The organism is Desulfobulbaceae bacterium (assembly GCA_013792005.1).
Lineage (GTDB): Bacteria > Desulfobacterota > Desulfobulbia > Desulfobulbales > VMSU01 > VMSU01.
In genome coordinates this window covers 22323-40656 of sequence record VMSU01000168.1, presented here as the reverse complement: position 1 = coordinate 40656, position 18334 = coordinate 22323, and the positions used below count along the sequence as shown (strand labels likewise).

General features: G+C 56.2%; 6 protein-coding genes. 2 read left to right on the top strand and 4 right to left on the bottom strand.

Going from position 1 to position 18334, the window contains the following annotated elements; translation table 11 throughout:
- On the bottom strand, positions 1–208 hold a 208-nt coding region (locus FP815_10730), incomplete at its 3' end, for an ATP-binding cassette domain-containing protein (GenBank protein MBA3015411.1).
- A 511-nt stretch (positions 209–719) separates the two neighbouring features.
- Between FP815_10730 and FP815_10725 the strand changes: the two genes are divergently transcribed.
- Together FP815_10725 and FP815_10720 are read left to right on the top strand one after the other, a co-directional pair.
- Positions 720–1760 (top strand): hypothetical protein, encoded by a 1041-nt coding sequence (locus FP815_10725; protein ID MBA3015410.1) that lies wholly within the window; start codon positions 720–722, stop codon positions 1758–1760.
- Positions 1744–3126, top strand: coding sequence for a PASTA domain-containing protein (locus FP815_10720; protein MBA3015409.1), 1383 nt, complete (start codon positions 1744–1746; stop codon positions 3124–3126). The genes FP815_10725 and FP815_10720 overlap by 17 nt, the downstream gene beginning before the upstream one ends.
- Before the next feature lie 55 nt (positions 3127–3181).
- Here FP815_10720 and FP815_10715 read toward each other — a convergent pair whose 3' ends face one another.
- The 3 genes from FP815_10715 to FP815_10705 form a co-directional block, all read right to left on the bottom strand.
- Complete coding sequence (locus FP815_10715) at positions 3182–4258, bottom strand: hypothetical protein (GenBank protein ID MBA3015408.1); 1077 nt, start codon at positions 4256–4258, stop codon at positions 3182–3184.
- A gap of 337 nt (positions 4259–4595) precedes the next feature.
- Entirely contained in the window at positions 4596–12989 is an 8394-nt protein-coding gene (locus FP815_10710) for a DUF2341 domain-containing protein (GenBank protein ID MBA3015407.1), read from the bottom strand.
- The gene (locus tag FP815_10705) at positions 12871–18282 is read right to left on the bottom strand and encodes a CxxxxCH/CxxCH domain-containing protein (protein MBA3015406.1); all 5412 of its coding nucleotides are present in this window, start codon (positions 18280–18282) and stop codon (positions 12871–12873) included. Before FP815_10705 ends, FP815_10710 begins: the two co-directional genes overlap by 119 nt.
- Positions 18283–18334 lie beyond the last annotated feature (52 nt).

The following is an 18334-nucleotide window of genomic DNA, read 5'->3' as shown; positions in this document are numbered from 1 at the left end:
CGGTGTCGTTCAAGACATCGAACCCCCCGACACTCGCCGTGCCTGACGAGGGCTGGAGAAATCCGGTGAGGATCTTCATGAGGGTGGTCTTACCGGCGCCGTTGGGGCCGAGCAGACCTATGACCTCGCCGGGCGCGATGGAAAAAGAAACATCGCTCAAAGCCACGACATCATCATAGTTTTTGCAGAGTTCTTTGACGTCAATCATAGTCATTGCCTTCCCAGGGCTGCGCGCTGGGGCTGTTAAATTTGTTTAAAAGAAACACGAGTGTTAAGAGCAAGGGGCTTGTTCCTGAGAGAAGAAAGGGGCGGGCATCGTCCATGCGCCTGACTCACACAGGAAGACGGGGCAAATGTAGCACCGCCTTGACGGTTACGCAAGGTCCACGGAATGTATTTTTGTAAAAAAATATCATCTACTGATGTCAAGAACACGAAATGTGATATCGCCCTCATGTACAAGGGTCAAAGAACCAGCGTTGACCAACCTCCCCTTCTCTCACAAAAAAAATCGCGCCCACAAAGAAAATATCAGGGAAAAATTGCAGACAACACATACCAAGAAAAACATTAACAAATCAAATAGTTCCACCATTTAGTGCAGAAACATTTCTCCGCACTCCTTCACCACAATGCGTAATTGCCTTCCGTAGCAATCTCTAGGTAACCTAAATCGTGGACAAAAATCGTTCCAATCTCTTCAGTCGCAATGGCACACCATGACCATAAACGAGACTAAAGACCACAATCGCCCTGGATACCTCCACAGCCTGAGTACGGACTTAAAATCCACAGCCGGTGCTATTGGCTGGCTCGCTGGCTCCATGTCCGGGGTGGTGGCCCTGATGTATGCCGTGGGATTTCTCTGCGCCAAATCCCACCTCAACATGCTTGGGGTCGAACTATACTCCGGAGTTGCTGTCGGCGACTATGTGGAGATCGGAGCGAAGTTTTTTTACATTACACTGATCATCCTCTTTGAGAGCCTCATCGACTTGGGACATGCCCTGCTGCCGATACTGGCCGGATTGATTATCCTGAGCCTAGGCCTCGTCGGCATTATAGCTGCTGTCATCTCCAAAATTCGGCGCACCACCACCACAGTTCTTCTTCAGGAATGGCTTATCGCGGCCCACAAGGGAGTCGGAAACATCCTGTCGTCACAACTGTTTTCGAGTTGTCTCTTAGTGTTGATGCTGCTCTGGGCAGGCAGCCAGTACCGGAATGTCTTCATCCCAATTCAGATCACCGGGGTACTCCACATGACATGCACCGAGGCCCCCAACACCGTGGCCAACCAGAATCCGGCGGCACGCCTGGCCTGCAAAATCCGCCGTCAGGATCATGCGCTCCCCCAAGCCTATTATGCCGGCTTGGTAAACCTCGTTTTTGGGCTTTTTCTGGTGGTAGTACCCTTTCGTAGTCACTTGCTCAGAGGCGCTGCGACCCGAATTATCTATCTGCCGCTCATGATCCTGTTCATGATTTACGGCATGGTCTTGCCACTGACCTACGGGGCGCTGGTGATGCCCAATGTTTTCCCCAAGGTGAATATTTACACCAAGAAAAATTCCGAGGTCCATATTCCCAACGGCCCGTTTTTTCTCATCCACCAGAGTGAAAAATCCATAATTCTCTGGCATGCCGGTAACGATGCGTCATATGTGGTTCCATTCTCCGAAATCACGACTCTGGAGGTAATCGATCACGCCTCCCTGTTTTCAGAGCCCTCCCCACCGCCAAATGCCATCATTCCTTAGGAGGCCGCCATTGAAAATCCTGCCCCGTATCCAACACCCGCTGTTTTTCTTACTGATGGCCCTGGCCTGCCTGCTGACTGGTTGCGTACCTTCCTCACCGAAGGGCAGCAAACCAGCCCCCTCCAGCACAGGTGAAATCGGCAGAATCACCCGTATCATCGGGCCAGGAGAGGTGCAAATCAACAATCGGATCGTCTCCCAAGGGGCAGTGATGCAGTCCGGCGATCACATCAGGACAGTGGGAGACGCCCGCACCACTCTCACTTTGGCACGGGGAGGAGAGGTATTATTCGATGCCGACACCGATCCGGTACTGGAATGGCTTTCAACATCCTTCTGTAAACTCCGCATCCTGATCAACGTGGGTAGCATGCTGGTGGACACCCCTTGCCAGACCGAAGCAGAAACCGGCTCCGGTGCAGTAGTCAATACCATTGGAACCACGTTTCATCTCCGGGTTACATCACAATGGACAAAACTCACCGTCATCAAGGGCGAAATGTCTATCCGCAGCAATGTTGGGGACAGTAAGATCGTTCCGGCCGGCTTCCAGTGTCAAACCTGGCGTAACCAGTCGGCCCCCGAGCCGACCCCGGCGGATGATTTCCTGGATGAAATCGATTGGGCCTGCGGACTGAACCGAAGCCTGTGCCAGGAGCATTCACAGGGAATAAACCGCGTACCTGTGCCTGACTTGATCGGTAGCGACCGTGACCAGGCCCGCGACATTCTTTCCAGAAGCGGCCTGAAGTTTGGCAAGATACGAGAGACAGCAGCCAAACGACGTTCAGACGACGGTCGGGTAGCGAACCAGTCCCCCAAACCGGGAACAATGGCGCCACCCGGGACCGAGGTAGATCTGTATGTCTATCGGTACCATGTCGATATTCCGGAGATGCCCATGCTCCTCAATCTTCCTTTCCAGAGAGCGCGTGAGATGCTCAAAGAAGCTGGGATTCCCCTCAATCGGCAGAGGGATGAGCTGATCACCAATAATCAGCGCCAGGATAACCGGGTAGCGCGGCAATGGCCCAAGGCCGGGAGTCAAATGAGACCGAACACGGAGGCGCAACTCACGATTTACCGATATGAACGCCCACCACCACCCATGACGGAAGTGCCGCATCTCTTGGGCATGCACATCGACAAGGCCCGGCACGAGCTGGAAAGAGCCGGTTTGAACATCGGCCAGACCACCAAGGAGTCGACATCGGCACGACCCAAGAACGGACTTGTTTTTCGACAGAAACCCTCAGCCGGCGTCGCCATGGAACGTGGCGCCAGAGTGGATATTTGGGTATACAGCCTGGAGACACAGTCCATGCCCAACGCTCCCTTGCCCCCGGTCCTGCTACAGGTGAGATAAAAAAAGCACTGGAACCATGCCATAATGAGAGGGGAAACCAGCGGAGTGACTGTTGCTACATACCCAGCGGGGTCAGAAGTTCCTCCTGCAACCGCTCCCCGACCGGTCCACTGCCGATTATGTCCAGATCCTGGGCCGCAGCCTTCAAGATGGCAGATCTCACCAGATTTGCCTCTCGGGCCTGATCACGGACTCGGCTGATCCCAGACCAATCGGAATCCTCCATGAATTGCCGGTAAGCCGGCCCGATTTCGGGAAAGAGCAGTTTCCGGATGCCGTCCAGAAAACCGAGATAAAAGGAGAGCGACGCCTGTCGCCGATGGTGAAGGATAAAGCTCAGCATCCCCTCGGGATGGGTATCAGCCAGGATATCCTTAACCCCTCGGGCAACCAGTTCGATCGGGGAATCGGGAAAGGCGGCGATTATCGCGTGCAAGGTGGCGCTGTCAAGTCCTGTCTCACGGAGTTCACCGATCTCGTGATGAATGAAGATCGGCATTTCACTCTCCACGATAGTATCAAGTTTATCCCGTAAGGCTCGCTGGTTAAGGGTCAAGTCGTTGCCAACCACCCCGTAAAACTGGAGGGCATGACGCAGCGGCAAGCGGGTCACAGCCCGGAGTTCTTGAATTTGATCCCAGAAAAAGAAGCGGAGCGGCTGTTGCCGGATAATGATCAGGTCGTCTTGGAGGAGAGCAAAAGGCGCCGAGAGTTCCCTGGCCAGCTCCCGACCCAGGATCAGAACCGGTGAACCAGACACCTCAAGCCGCTCACGCACCTCAGCCAGAAAAAAGATCGCTTTCAGTGAACGGCCATACCCGGCACCGTAGTAAAGATTATGACCTTTAAGCAGAGAGTTAACAGCTATCAGATCATATGGGTCAATCGAAGCGCCATTCCCTGGTAGCCCCAGATACTCCTGCCCGCCTATTACCTGCCACTGCTCCTCCTTCGCCTCAATCCAATCGAGAACCACTGCAGATTCCGGCTCCTCCCAAGGCTCAAGACCCTGCTCCCACTTGTAACAGTTGCGTAACTTCAGAATCAGGGTACAGAGCGAATAGCCCGCGCCGAACCTGGCATCGGAGATTTCACAGTTATACTGAATGGCTCGAGTGAGATGGTTGAACATAAAGAATGGCTTACAATACTTCCAGTAAATTGGCAAGAATGGTGTTGGATTCAAGCTATGATCGGGGCAGTTGTCAGAAGAGGAAGGAATGAACAAGCTTTTCCGTAGATGGCAGGATGCGCCTGAGGAGCACACCCAAGAAAGTTACAGACGTTGCCACACAGGACCATGATCGAAATAATGGCAACACGCAATTAAGGTAGGGAGCCAACGCTCCCCACCAGAGGCGAGACAACGGACGGTTAAGTGGCATCGATCCGCCAGCCCTATGTATGAGTAGAGTTGACTCTGGCCGTGGGCCAGAGGCAACTCTACGGTGATCGCACGAAGTAAAACCCTAGGGCAACGGACAGGTCGCCGCCCCGGTTGTATAGACCGGGGTAATAGCTGCTGCCTGGCCCCAGGCGGAGTGGACCGCCCCTCGACGGGCTCGAACTCGATAGAGGTACTGGCTGTTAGGGTTGATGCCCTCGGTGTCGGTAAAGCTCACCTGGTCGGCGGCAAGAGCGATCACCGGCACCCAAACTCCGCCGAAGACCTTGACCTCCACGTCATACCCCTCCTCATCGCTGGCATCCGTCCAATCCAAACGGATCAAGAAAGCATTCTCCGGGGTAGCGGTAACCTGCGGCGTCTCAGGCGGCGCCAGGAGTTGAACACTGTTACTCGGGGCGGAGGTCCAGGGGCATGCCCCCTGTTTAGCCCCATTGACCTGATAACTGCACAGCTCAGAACTGGGGAACGTCTCATCGCTCAAGGTAGTGACACCCGCCGGGGTGAGACCGATCTGGACATAACCGCTGCCACAATCCCGTTCCACCTGAAACCCGCTCTCGTCGCCGGTCCCGGAGGTCCAGGAGAGAAGGATACTCCCTTCTCCCACCGTGGCGGTCAAATCCGTAGGAGCCATGGCCGCGGCGGTATCGGCCTGAACAGCCAAAGTCGGAGGGGCAACCCAAGTGTGGGTGAAGGTGAAACAGGTGACGCCATCGCCCTCGGTGCCGGCGAAATTAACACTGGCTACTCCCGCCTGGGCAGTGGATACGGCCCCGACATCACTGCTATCCCCGGCATTGAGATTACCGTAATAGAGAGAGATCGTAGCCTTGCTGCCGGTCTTCACCCAGACGGTGGCGCTGGAGGAGTTGACCTTCTGCTTGATCCGATAAGATAACTCCCGATGGGCGGTGGTATCATAGAACCGCAGATCGGCAAAGTCGGACCGCATCCCGCTCTTATAGGGAATTACCACCTCGACCCCGGTATTGGCCGGAAAGGTAGTAAAGGTAAACGGTGCCCGTCTGGTCCAACAGCCGTTGTTATCCCTGCTCAAGCCCTTATCCATGGTGGTGACCCGGTAGGTGTAAGGGGTACCGGCACAGAGATCCGTATCAGTATAGGAGACCTTGTTCGCTGTTACTTCAGCGATATTGGCAAAAGTGCCGTTGCAGACTGCGGGGTTATTGTTGCAGCAGGTGGCCAGATCCCCATTACACCGCTCCACGACCGAAACAGTCTCGGTCTGGAAAGTATCACTCCAGGCCAACGCAGCCGTGGTGGTGTTTTGAGGGGTAACGGTCAAATCACCGACCACCAGGCTGGTGGTCCGGCAGACCGGCCCGATCAAGGCGGTCTGCCAACCGCAGGAGGCGTTTTTATAGGCACTGACCCGATAACAGTACTCGGTGTCGGCCATCAAAGTGGCATCGGCGTAGGCTTTGGTCGCCGGAGGAAGGTCCACCTCGACGCAGCTTGCCCCGAGGCAGCGTTCCAACCTGACCCCGGTCTCATCGGCCGACTGAAAGCTCCAGGAGAGATCGACCGCCACCTCAGATACCCGATTGGCATTCAAACTGGAGAGTACCGGCGGGATCGAGGTGCTCTTCCCCATTTCGACAAAGGTGGTCTGACCCCAAGCCCCTATGGCCCAGACTCGATAGGTGTAAGCCGTATTCGGGCAGACCGTGTCATCGATCATGGCGGTACTGTTCGCCCCCAGATTAAACAATGCAGGTGTGCCGCAATCTCCGCTCCCCCCCTCACAACGGCTAACCACGTAGCCGGTCTCAGAACCGTTGTTATCCATCCACCCGAGCGTACACCTGGTCGAGTTACAGGTGATGGCCAAGTTGGTGGGAGGTGGCAGCACCGGGGTAACGGCAGTGGCAGTCGCCACCTTGCTCCACCCGCAGCCAGCCGCCTTGCTGGCCTTAAGCCGGTAGACATAGGTACTGTCCTGCTCAAGCCCAGTATCGCTATAAGTGAAGGCGGTCCGCTCCTGATAGCTGTTGTGGTCCGTTACCTGGGCCGCAGTCAATGGTCGGCCATAGACTAAGACCTCGTCGATCATCCCCTTGAAGTAGTAAAGCGCTGAACTGCTATTGGCCTGGCGACGGATAGTAAACGCCCCACTCGAGAGGTCGTAATCGATCTCGGGAATAGAGACCATCTGCTCGTTCTTATAGAAGGTGATGCCGACCAAGGGGGTGAACACGGCGGTGATATGCTGCCAGGTGTTCAACTCCACCGTCAAACCGGTGTAGTATTGCGACAAGCCGGTGTTGACATACCACTTGCCGTTCAAGGCAACAATCCCCCAATCATAACCGCCGTTCTCGGTAGAAAAGACATTACGCGGGTTGGTATCGGTCATGGTCGGATAGACCCAAGCCTCCATAGTCACCCCTGGCGAGTTCCGCTTCTGATCCAACGTCAACGGGGTGTATACATAACCGGTGGTGCCGTTAAAGGACCCGGCCCGGCCAAAACGGCCTCCGGCTGCCGTAGTCGCCCCGCCATAGGCCCGGCCATGTTTACTGTTGCCCACATCCTTGACCTCATTGGCGGTACCATTCCACAGGGCCTCATCCATCCGATAATGGAGCAAGGCACCGGATACCGTGCCCGGGAAAGTCTCCAGGACAGTAAAGTGATGATCCTGGTCACAGGCCGTGATGCCGGAGACTACCAGGCAGCGGGAGAGTTCGTAACTATCCTCATCCGGGTTGACATCGCTCCACGAGGCGGTGACCTCCGATTCAGAGACCACATTCAGTAAAAGCGCCACGGAATTAGCAGCCACCGTGGCCTTTTCCGCCGCTGTGCTGTATGGGCTCTCCCACTCCCAGGGGGCGGCGCTCCCTTTCACCGCCTTCACCCGATAACGATAAGTCGTTCCTTGACACGTAGAGATATCCTGATAAGCACTCATCCCAGCCCCAACCTGGAAGCTGACCATGGTTGAAAAATCGCAACCCGTTCCCTGACAGCGGTCGATAACAAACCCAGACTCACTCGAGGTCTTGGGGGTCCAGGCCAGCCCAAGTTCAGTGGTGCCCTTTTGGGTCACGGTCAAGGAGAGCGGGGCCAACGGCACGGTCGGGGTGGTAGCGCTCACCGCCCCAAAGCCCACCCTTGGCTCCCAGTCCCCGCAGGTGGTATTGATCACGGGTTTAATCCGGTAGTTGTAGGTGGTAGCGGTAGTGATGCCATCACTATCGATGAAGGTGAAAACACGGCTATTATTGTAATACTGGGTCACCTCCTGGCTGGTCAAGGTCCGATTGAAGAGCGCCACCTCATCCACCCGACCGGTGAAATAGTCGCCGGTCGTGGGACGCCGACCGATATTCATCGGGTTTGAACTCTCTTCGAAACCGATATTGGCGATGGTACTGCGCAAGATGCCGTTAACATAGACCTGCACCCCCACCACCGGATTGAAGACTACGGCCACGTGCTGCCAGGTGTTCATAGTGGCGGAGGTAGCATAGTAATTGGCAGTGCTGCCGGTATCGACATACCAGTAGCCGTTTCTGAGACTCAACCCCCAGTCCGCGCCACCATTGTCGGTACTGAAAAGGTATTGATAGGTGTTGTTCTGCAGGGTCGGGTAGACCCAAGCCATGAAAGTGGCCCCAGGGGTAGTGTTACCCTGATCGACCAGGAGATCGGTGCTGAGATAATCGACTCCGGACAGGAGGGCGGCGCCGGAACCGACTTTGCCCGGATTGTCTGCAACCGCGCCATTCCTCGCCGTAGCATGGTTTCCTTTGCCGGAACTATCGATCACCTCGCCGACGGCCCCGGACCAGGACAATTCATCCATGTGCCAGAAGGCCTGCAGAGCAGCATCATCACCGGTAATGGGCGAACCGCTGACCTGAATAAAATTGGCGTCACTCTGATTACAGGTGGCTACAGGACCGGCGCAACGCTCGATAATGAAACCATCCCGATTGGCATCGGTGTAGCTCCAGTTCAGCTTGACGCTGGCCTCGGTGGTCACTGTGCTGAGGCTTATGGGGATCGCCCCGGTGCCGCTTACCGCAGTAACCGCGGCGCTGGGGGCTGACGCACCCCACGCCCCAATGGCTGTGACCCGATAACGGTTAGTGCCGTCACTGCCATAGCAGGCAGTGGTGTCGGTGTATTTAGCGACTGTAGGGCTGGAAATAGTGGCAAGGAGAGCAAAATCCGTACAGCCGGCCCCGTCGCAACGCTCAACCGAGAACCCGGAGTGAGTGGTGGTCTGCGGCGTCCAAGCCAAAGAGACAACACCGGGCCGGATCACGGTGGCCACCAGGGAAGCAGGCACAGGAGGAATGGTGTTCACGATGATCGCAGGGGAAGGAGAAGAAAGGTCAGCGCCGCAAGGAGTCTGCTTGCGGGCCTTGATCCGATAGCTATAAGTCTGGTTGGCAAGCACGGTGGCATCGGCAAAGGTAACCGCGCTGGTGACGCCCACCTGGCTAAAATTGCTGCAATCCGCGCCCAAGCAACGTTCAACCACAAAATCCGACTCATCTACCGTATTATCGGTCCATTGCAGGTTAACCATGGTCTCGACCACCTGAGTGGTCTGCAAGGAGGAGGGCGCCATCAACCCAGGCACGGTGACGGTATCGCTAGGAGTCGCCAGAGAAAACGCACTCCTCCAGGCATTTGCCAGATAGGACTGGACCCGATACCTGAACACTTTGCCCTGCCCGGCATCACACGCCGTGGTGTCTACCATACATGTGGCGGCGGCCGCCCCATCCAGTTCGGCCGGGACTAAAAAGGAGGTAACTGCAGAAAAATCGCAATCAACCCCTGTACAGCGCTGCACCTCGAATCCCTCCTCGGAACTGCTGTTATCATGCCAGCAGACATCCACCGCCGAGGTATTCTTGATCGTTGCCACCAGAGTATCCGGAGGGACCGGCACGGTAGTGGTGACCTGGCGTTCAATCATTCGAGACACCTCGCCGGTGCTGCTACGGTACGACTCCACCCCATAGCAGTAAGTGGCGTTGATGTTGAGCCCGCTATCATGGATCGCCGTCGTCACCATGGTCGTAGTCTGGATCAGGTCCGCCGGGCTGAAGCTTGAACCACCCACCGCGCAGGTTCCGTTGATCCGGTACACCTTATAACCGCTGACCGTGGGATCATTCTCCGTCCAGAGCAAATCAACCGTCGTATGCTGGACGTGAGTGGTCAGGGGGGATGGCGCTTGCAACTCCTGTCCGTTGAAACGAAAGACCACAAAGTCATAATCATCGTGGGCCAAGGGGCCGGTAGCCGAATACCCAGCGACATAAAACTCTCCCCGCCGGTTAACGGTGATGGCGGTAGCAAAATCATCATACCCATGATCAAACCGGGTTGAACCGATCAGGTTGCCGAGATGGTCGTACTTCACCGCCAGGACATCGGTATCGACATCATCATCCGTCTCACCCACCAGACAGACCTCCCCCGAAGGCGACATGGTCATCCCCTGCAAAATCTCATCATGCTCCACCAAATCGAGCGTTCTGCTCCAGCGAAGGGTCCCGTCCGCAGTAAAGCGCAACACCAGGAAGTCCAGACTCCCAGAAGCCGAGGTGACGGTTGCCCCAACCACAATCTCACCATCATTGGGATCGATCATCACCCCCCTGGCCTCGTCAAAGCCGTGGCCTGCGCCATCGATGATCTGCCCCCCCCCCCATTGCGGGCTGCCGCCCTGATCAAACTTGTTCACGTAAATATCGACGTTACCGGCGCTATTTCTAGCGTAGCCGGCCACATAGATCGACCCGTCCTCCGCCACCGCCAGGGCGTTGATGCCGTCGACCCCGTTACCGAAGTCGTGGACATAGGGCCAACCAGGCATCAGGGTGCCATCACTGCCTCGGTACTGACTAATAAAGATATCACTGTCGCCGGCCGCGTTATACGTCGTACCCACCACCACCACATTTCCTGCCAAGGTAAAGGCCGTGGCAGAGGGGTAATCATTAAAGCCGCCATCGAAGGGGGCAATCGACCACACCTCCTGACCCGCTGTATCATAATTGGGTTTATACTTGATCAAATAAATATCGTCATTGCCGTCAGTGTTCTTACCGTAACCGGTAACCACGGTAAAATCGGTGTTATCGGCCGCAGACGCCACTGCCGTGGAACGATCATCGTCGTTGCCGGGGCCATTGTACTGGGAGGTCCACACCGGGTAACCGGTGTAGGGGTCGGGCCCGGTCTTAGCGTACTTGATAGTGAAGATATCGTTGGTGTTGACACCTTGGCCAGCATCAATCGACGAAAATCCGGAAACAACCACATCGTCATGGCTGTCCACTGCCAGGCAGATCCCCATGTCGCCCTGACCGTCCGGCCCATCGTAATCGTCAATCCACAGGGGGATAGCGGCGTTGGTCCGGTCGAGCTTGACGGTATAGTAATCGTACTGAGAATAGGCGGAGGCGCTCATGCCGGTAGCCACCGGGTTATCGTCGCTGCCCACGGCAATGGCGTTGGCCATATCGTCAAGACCTTCACCATCATGGGTATAGAGCCACTCCGGGGCCGGATAGTCGATCACCGTGGTCAGGACTGAGGAGGGAGCAGTAGGCAGCGAGTAGCCCAAAGCCACGCTCTTGCCTTTTAGTCGATATGTATACCAAATATCACGGATGACACTGGTATCGCTGTAGGTCGTCTGGTCCTGAGGGACACTACAGGTGATCTCGACAAAATCACCGCAGCCAAATCCCTGGCAGCGCTCAACGCAGAAGGTGTCTTCATTGTTGGGCGGGTTAGAGTTATCCTGCCAAACGAGATCTACCCTGGTTTGACTCACCACGGTTGAGATCAGGCCGGTAGGCGAATTCAGGAGGTCGGCACTATACTTGACCGCATAGTAATCCAGATCCTCGGTCGCAATCTGGGACCATCCGGCCACGTAAACGTTACCGTCGGCAGTGATCGAAAGAGCCACCGCCACCCCCACCGGCTGCTGATTGCCACCAGCCGGCGGTCCATCCTGAGCCTGCTGCCAGATCAGGTTGCCATTTTCCTTATTGTACTTCAGGGTCTGAAAATCATCGTCCCCGTCCACCGCCTTGTGGGTATAGCCGGTGACATAGAGGCCGCCGGTTTGATCCACGGCTAAGGCCTGAGGGATATCGGAGTTATTGGCCCCGGAATCAAAGACCTTCTCCCAGACCACCACCCCGCTGGCCCCGGCATACCGCGCCGTATAGAAGTCATCCTTGCCGTTGTTGGTAAAGGTGTTGCCGGCAAGATAGACCTCGCCGTCACTATCGACCACCAACCCCCGAGGGATATTGGGACTGCCGCCGCTGTACGACCTGGCCCACAGCTGCTGGCCATCGCCCCCAGCGTATTTGATCGTTCGCATGTCATGCTGTCCCCCGGCCAGGACCTCACCGGTGACAATGACGTTGCCGAACTGATCCATGCCGACATAATAAGCCAGATCGTTCTCAGAACCGTGATCATAATTCTTTTGCCATAGCGTCGTACCGGTAGCATCGATCTTCATAGTCAGATAATCAAAGTCCTCACGACCGCCACTATGCATGACTCTGCTGTGACCTGCCACGGCAATGCCGCTCACCCCGGCGATGACCGTGGTAAAACGGTCATCGCCATTGGCAGCTCCGTTATAATTGACCTGCCAGATGGGCGTGCCGTCCGGATTGGGGCCACCAGGGCCGAGCCGGAAGATGAGGGCGTTATCCCCCGCGCTGGTCCCGGTATGGGAGTAGCCGGCCACATAGATATTATTTAAGGCATCAACCGCCAGGGCCTGGGCCAGGTCGTCGCCATTGGCCACGCCATTCATAATAAACGGCTCCCCCTGCTGGTTACCGTTAGCCCCATCATACTTAATGACCGCGATATCCTTATTGACCCCGTTAAAAACGTACCCGGTGACAATCACATCGTCGTTGCCATCAACCGCCACCGCAACGGCAAGATCATCACCCTGCGGGTTAGCATAACGAGCCGTCCACAAAACGCTCTGGCCGTCACTGCTGAGCTTGATAGTATACCAATCGTCATCACCACCACTATTGGTATAGCCGGTGATAACCAGATTACCTAACGAGTCGACTGCACTGGCCTTAGCCTCCTGAATTCCGGGCTGACTGTGCGAGAACTGCCAGATAAAGAGATCTCCTGCCGCCTGGGAGAACGAGACACTGCCCACCAAGACCAGAGCCAGGCCAAAAAGCATGACCAGGATATTTCGTTGCCTTCCCATTCGCATAACAGCCCCCTCTCTCCTCTTCCTTGTCAATATCTCACCTTGACCGTTACGGGCGTTCTCTCTCATCTCATTGCCCTCCTGTCCAGGGAGTAACCAGGTTCCAGCGCTGGTTGTTAGGCCAACCAGCCGCACCATTGGCCGTGGGGGCAGCATGACAGTTATTGGAGTTGGGATAATAAAAGCCAAGAGGAAACTCACCAGCGTCGCCACGCCCTGGGGTCCCCCCCGAGACCACTTTCCCTCGGTGTGTGCTATTTAGGCAGTTGGTCTGCATCAAGCGGGGCAAACCCGAGGCGTGGGGTTTATGGCACTTGGAACAGGTATAAGAGTGTTCACGAGGGGTCTCGCCATCGTTCCAGCCCCAACCCTTCACTGAACGATGAATGCGGGATGAAGTCGCCCAAGGGATGGAGGCCGTCGATACCTCGCTGGCCTCAGTGGTCAGGGTATCCTTGGCATGACAGCTGAGGCAGAGTCCGGCAAAGGTCTCGGCCTCTTCGCTCACTCGACTGTAAGCCACCGGATAATTGCCCGCCACACTGAGATCAGCCAGATTAAAGGTGTTGCGGTCGGTGCGCCACACCCCGGCCGGTTGCGGATTAGGTTTTTGTGGATAGGGCCTGCCCCCTGACGACCAGCCGTCATCGTAATCACCAAACGAAGTAGGGGTTGCCAGCGGCGGACCATCCTCCTTATAGGGCGAGGAGAGCCAGGTCCCTTTGAGAATCGGCAGAGCATAGGGCTTTTTGTTACCCAAGGCCGGGCTGACCCCATGCGGGTCGTGACAGGGAGTGCACAGTCCGTCGATAGTGCCCATCACGGTCACCTCCGAGGCCCCGCTGGTATCGTAATTAGGAGACTCAGGGTTCTTATGAGAGGCCTTGAAGTGGCCACCTAGGGTGCGCTTTCCTGCCCGATAAGAGGAGAACTGACTCGCCCCGGAATAGGAGCCCGAAAAGCGGGGGTTATCCCGATACTCCTTAATCGGGGCGGTGGCGCCGAAGGTCTCCGTGTAACCCCAGGGGGACTTGGATACCGGGCTGAGCTGCGTGTTGCTTACCGCAGTCTCATGACAGTCAAAGCACTGTCCGGCACCGGCCTGATACGGGTTAACCGTGGTAGGGTTGGGATTGGCGGTGGCCATGTAGCTCATGGGGTAACCGCCCTTACCGGCCTGGGTCTCCTTAAGATTGCCACCATTTTTGGTGCCATTGAAGGTCGTGTAGCTTGAGGTAATCCCGCCTACCATCGAGCCGTGGGAGGCATGACAGTCAAAACACTGGACATTATAGAGACCTCCCCGGCTATTGGGAGTGGTACCATCAACACCGGTGACCGGATCTTGACCGCCCTGATTGGCCACCGCATTGCCATGGGCCGAGAAGGCCTTGGTGACCAGCTTCTTGGCGGCGTTAGGGGTGTTGTATTTGCCCAGGGTGGCGGTCCCGGGGTCGGAATAACGGGACTCGATGCTGGAACGGTCCCAGGCGTATTGACGGGGGGTCTTACAATCCCCGTGTTCCGGGTCCACCACATTGAATGGCCTGGTCTCGTTGTTCTGGTCCGAATGACAGCCAATACAGTGGGGAGTAACCTTGCTGACCTCAATCCGTTGTCCCGCCATGGTCTTGCCGGGTTTGGTGATATCGACATTGGCCGCCATGAAGGAGACGGCGGTATCGTCGTTGTTCACCCCGTCATTGTCAAAGGTCGTAGGCCGCACCCCTGCCTGCCAAATAACCAGTTCGACCGCTTGATTCTTCTCCGAGCCATAAGTTTTGTAATTATAGCCGGCATGGTGCTCCAGATCGATCAACCCCTCCGGGGTCGCCTCCCAGTGGCAGGCATAACAATGACGGTTAGTGACCTTATCGCCTTGCACATGATGGGATTTGGCGGAAAACTGCTTCATGATGTTCATCCGGGCGCCGATGGCGTCCTTATGACACTTGGTACAGTCTCGGGCCTGACTGAAGCCGGTATGACGGGGCACCGGCCGGTTGGAGTGGCAGGTGTTACAAGGCTGACCAGAGGCATGACTGTCGGTGAAGCGATGTTCATGGCACTCGGTGCATACCCGACCCGAGTTGTGATTATCCCCTTTGGTCGAAGTGTAGTGCATCTCGGCATTGGTATGGCAGACATTGCACACCCCGTCATACTTACCGGTAGCCGGATTGGGGGTGATCCGAACGTAATCGAGGCCCGTGCTCTTGCGGATGAAAGAGACCTGCTTACGATCGATAGGTTTGCCGACAACCCCATCGGTTCGGGTCGCCACCTCGTTTTGAATCATATAGATGTTATTGTCGCCATGAGGGTCGTGGCAGTCCCAACAAAACTTGCCACCCTTCCACACCACATCCATGATCTGATAGCTGTCTCCACTGTGCAGTTGCTGGCCGTCAGGAAAGGCCGGGGCCACAATGAGGGTAGTGGCGCTATTTCTGACAATCGGCCGGGAGAGGCCGGCATTGACCCCGCCGGTCATCATCACCCGCCGCCCGGTAAAGGCATCCGCTGCCCAGTCCTTGCTGGTGTCGATAACCTCCCGGGTAGAAGCGGAGGACTGAGTCACTGTGCCGCTCTCTAACAGATCGGCCAGACTCTCTTCGTAGTCCTGATAGTGTTTGTAACCGAAATGGAAGGACGAGGCCTTGGCCCTTTGAGCCGAGATCCTGCCAACGGTCTTGCCCACCAGGCCGGAGTCATTGTTTGCTGGATCATACCCCAAGGCATACTGCGGTCCGACATGGCAAGCGGCACACTCGCCGCTGTTGTCGTCGTCATGACAGATCAAACAAACCCCCATCTGCAGGTAGGAGTTTCTGACATCCTCCTTCTTCTCCTCGGTCCAGACTCCGGCATCGGTCTTGTGGGTCGCCGCATCATCGACATGGCAGTCTGAGGCTGAGCACCCGCCGCTGAAGCTGCTATGATCCGGCCGAGCAATGACATAGGGAGGATTGACCACTCCGGGCAAACCGGTGATGGCGCCGAGCTGCGGGGCCAGGGATTCTGCGGCGTCATGGCAGCCCAGACACTCGCTGTCCTGACCCTGCATATGACAGAAGACACACTCCTTTTCGAAACGCTGCTTGAAATGCTGGTGCTCCACCAGACGGAACGGGCGATCCTCATCCTGATGGAGAACCTGAGAGTCATGGCAGTACCAGCACCCGTTACTTGGGAAGTTAGCCGGGGGGTTCCCGGACGGATAGCGGTTGGTCTGGAGTTCCGGCTTGCCGGTAGCCGGATCAATCACCCCCGGTCGACCATGACCGGCAGTAGCCCATTGGGTAAGATTGATCTTAGCGCGGGTGCTGTTGAACTTGCCAAAGTCATCGACATCGGCATTGGTGGCGCCATGGCAATCTCGACAGACCACCGCGTCATGGACCGAACCGCCCCACTGCGGGTTAGAGCCGGTATGACAGACCGTGTTGCTACAGGTCTTGGTGGCGGCGTCATAGGTGCCGCCGTCCTTGAAGTTGACATTCTTGACCCGATTGACGTGTCGGGCCGGGTTGATGTGCTGATCCTCGGTCATATTAATGGAGGGGATAATGGAGTCATGACAGTTCAAACAGCTACCACCGCTGATGGTGCCGACATGACAATCGTCGCAGGAAAACCCGGTAAAGAGGTGTCGGTAATGGGAATTGGCCTTGTCAGTGAGCGGTCCGGTGTTAGGATACATGGGCATAGCGGAAAGCCAGCGCTTCTCCGGGAACTTGTTCCAGTAAGTGCCGTCCCGGCCGTCACTGTGACAGCCAGAGGCATTACACCCCCCAGACGAAGGCTGATGTCCATGACAGGCGTTACACTCCTGATGCCCGCCAGTCCAGGCATAATCCCGCATTTCGGGATTGACCGTGGTCCCGTCGCTGTGGCAATAGACATTGCGACAGACCTTGGTTGCGGTGACATACTGGGGCGCAGGCATGCCGACAATAGCCCACTGATTGGGATCGATTTTGACATCGATGGCATAATTGAGATGGGCGGCCTTTGAGTTACCGGCAGCATCGACGGTGTCATAGTGGCAGTAGGAACAGGTGTACTGACGAATCCACTTGGAACTGGCCAATCGAGTGTGGCCGTTGGTCTGCATGCCTACCGGTCCTACCCGGAAGTCGGTCTGCGAACCAGGGCCGGACCCATCATGACACTGACCGCAAAGAGTATCCCCCGGCTGGTGGGTGTAATTAACGGTATTGACCACATCTTGAATCGTCACCCGTCCGTCATGGCAGGTGTCACACGTGGTGTCGGCAGCTTGATGGGTGTAGTTTAAGGTATTTGCCGCGTCGGCAAGGACGAGCCGTCCGCTGTGACAGGAGTTGCAGTTAAGTGAGTAGGTTGGATCGAGGTCGTTCCAATGCAGGCGGTAGGTAGTATCGTTGGGCGGACCGCCTCGGCCATCGTGGTGACAGGTATTGCATCCGACGGCTGTAAGGGGATCCATGACCCCGCCGCCTGGGATATGACATACCGTGCAGGCAACACCCATGGCCAGATGATCGGGGTGCTTGCCGGAATCACTCCCCGGAGCAAAACCTCGTCCATGTTTATGACAATAGGTGCAGCGGCTTGCAGCCCCTGTGGCCCCCCTGTCATCCATTTTATCAAGATGATCAGTCGCCCCATCAACGGCGTCATAGCGGTAGTGATTGGTCTCGGTGTGGCAGACTTGGCAGAGGCCGTCATTTGACGCCGTGCCGACAAACCCCCCGTTGGGATCGAAGAATTTTACCGTATGAGTGCCGGCGGGGCCAACGATTTCGCTACGGATCAACTGACCATAGATCATCCCGAAGTGACCTCCACTATTAAAAGCGCTCGGGACCTTGCCATTCACAGTGATTGAGTTGTTGGCCTTGTTGACGCCGGTAACTTCAAAGCTTGCCACAGGGTTGGTCGAGGGTATGACCATAATCAATCCACGACCAGTGGTGCCGTTTTTGGAAGCCCAGGGTGTCGTGGCATTGTCCCAATTGGCCTTGGCCAAGAGATTGGAGAATTGAAAGGTGGTGGAATACGGAGAGGCGGGAGTGCCATCGCCAAGAACAGCAAGAGATGAGGGTGTCAGATCACCGGAGACAAGATAGAGCTGGGAGTCCGGGACGGTGCCCAGCCAATCGAGTTGTGCTTGAAAATGAGGGTCATGACAGTCGGTGCATAACCGGGACCAGTCGCCAAGAGAATCTCGATGCAAACTACCCATAGCCAGACTGGAGTGAGCGACCCCGGCGATCTCTGGGCCATTGGTCCCATGACAGTTAAGGCAGATGGTGTTTATCTGTCCCGCCCTCAGGGCAGGATCATTTTCCATCGGAGAATACTGCCACCACAGTGAATAATTATGGCATCCCGTACAGCCCATATTATTCGTATCGTTGTGAGGGGCATCAACCACTGCCGCTGTGGCAATCCGCGCTAGCAAGACAAAGACCAGGCAAAGGCTAAAATTTTTCATGGCAACTCTCTGGGTTTGGTTATCGTGCTAAGTCATATTCAATTTCCTTGGC

Excerpts from the sequence above, each read along its gene's own strand:
- FP815_10725 (MBA3015410.1), top strand. The coding sequence starts at position 720 with ATGACCATAAACGAGACTAAAGACCACAATCGCCCTGGATACCTCCAC.
- FP815_10720 (MBA3015409.1), top strand. The coding sequence starts at position 1,744 with ATGCCATCATTCCTTAGGAGGCCGCCATTGAAAATCCTGCCCCGTATC.
- FP815_10715 (MBA3015408.1), bottom strand. The coding sequence starts at position 4,258 with ATGTTCAACCATCTCACTCGAGCCATTCAGTATAACTGTGAAATCTCC.
- FP815_10705 (MBA3015406.1), bottom strand. The coding sequence starts at position 18,282 with ATGAAAAATTTTAGCCTTTGCCTGGTCTTTGTCTTGCTAGCGCGGATT.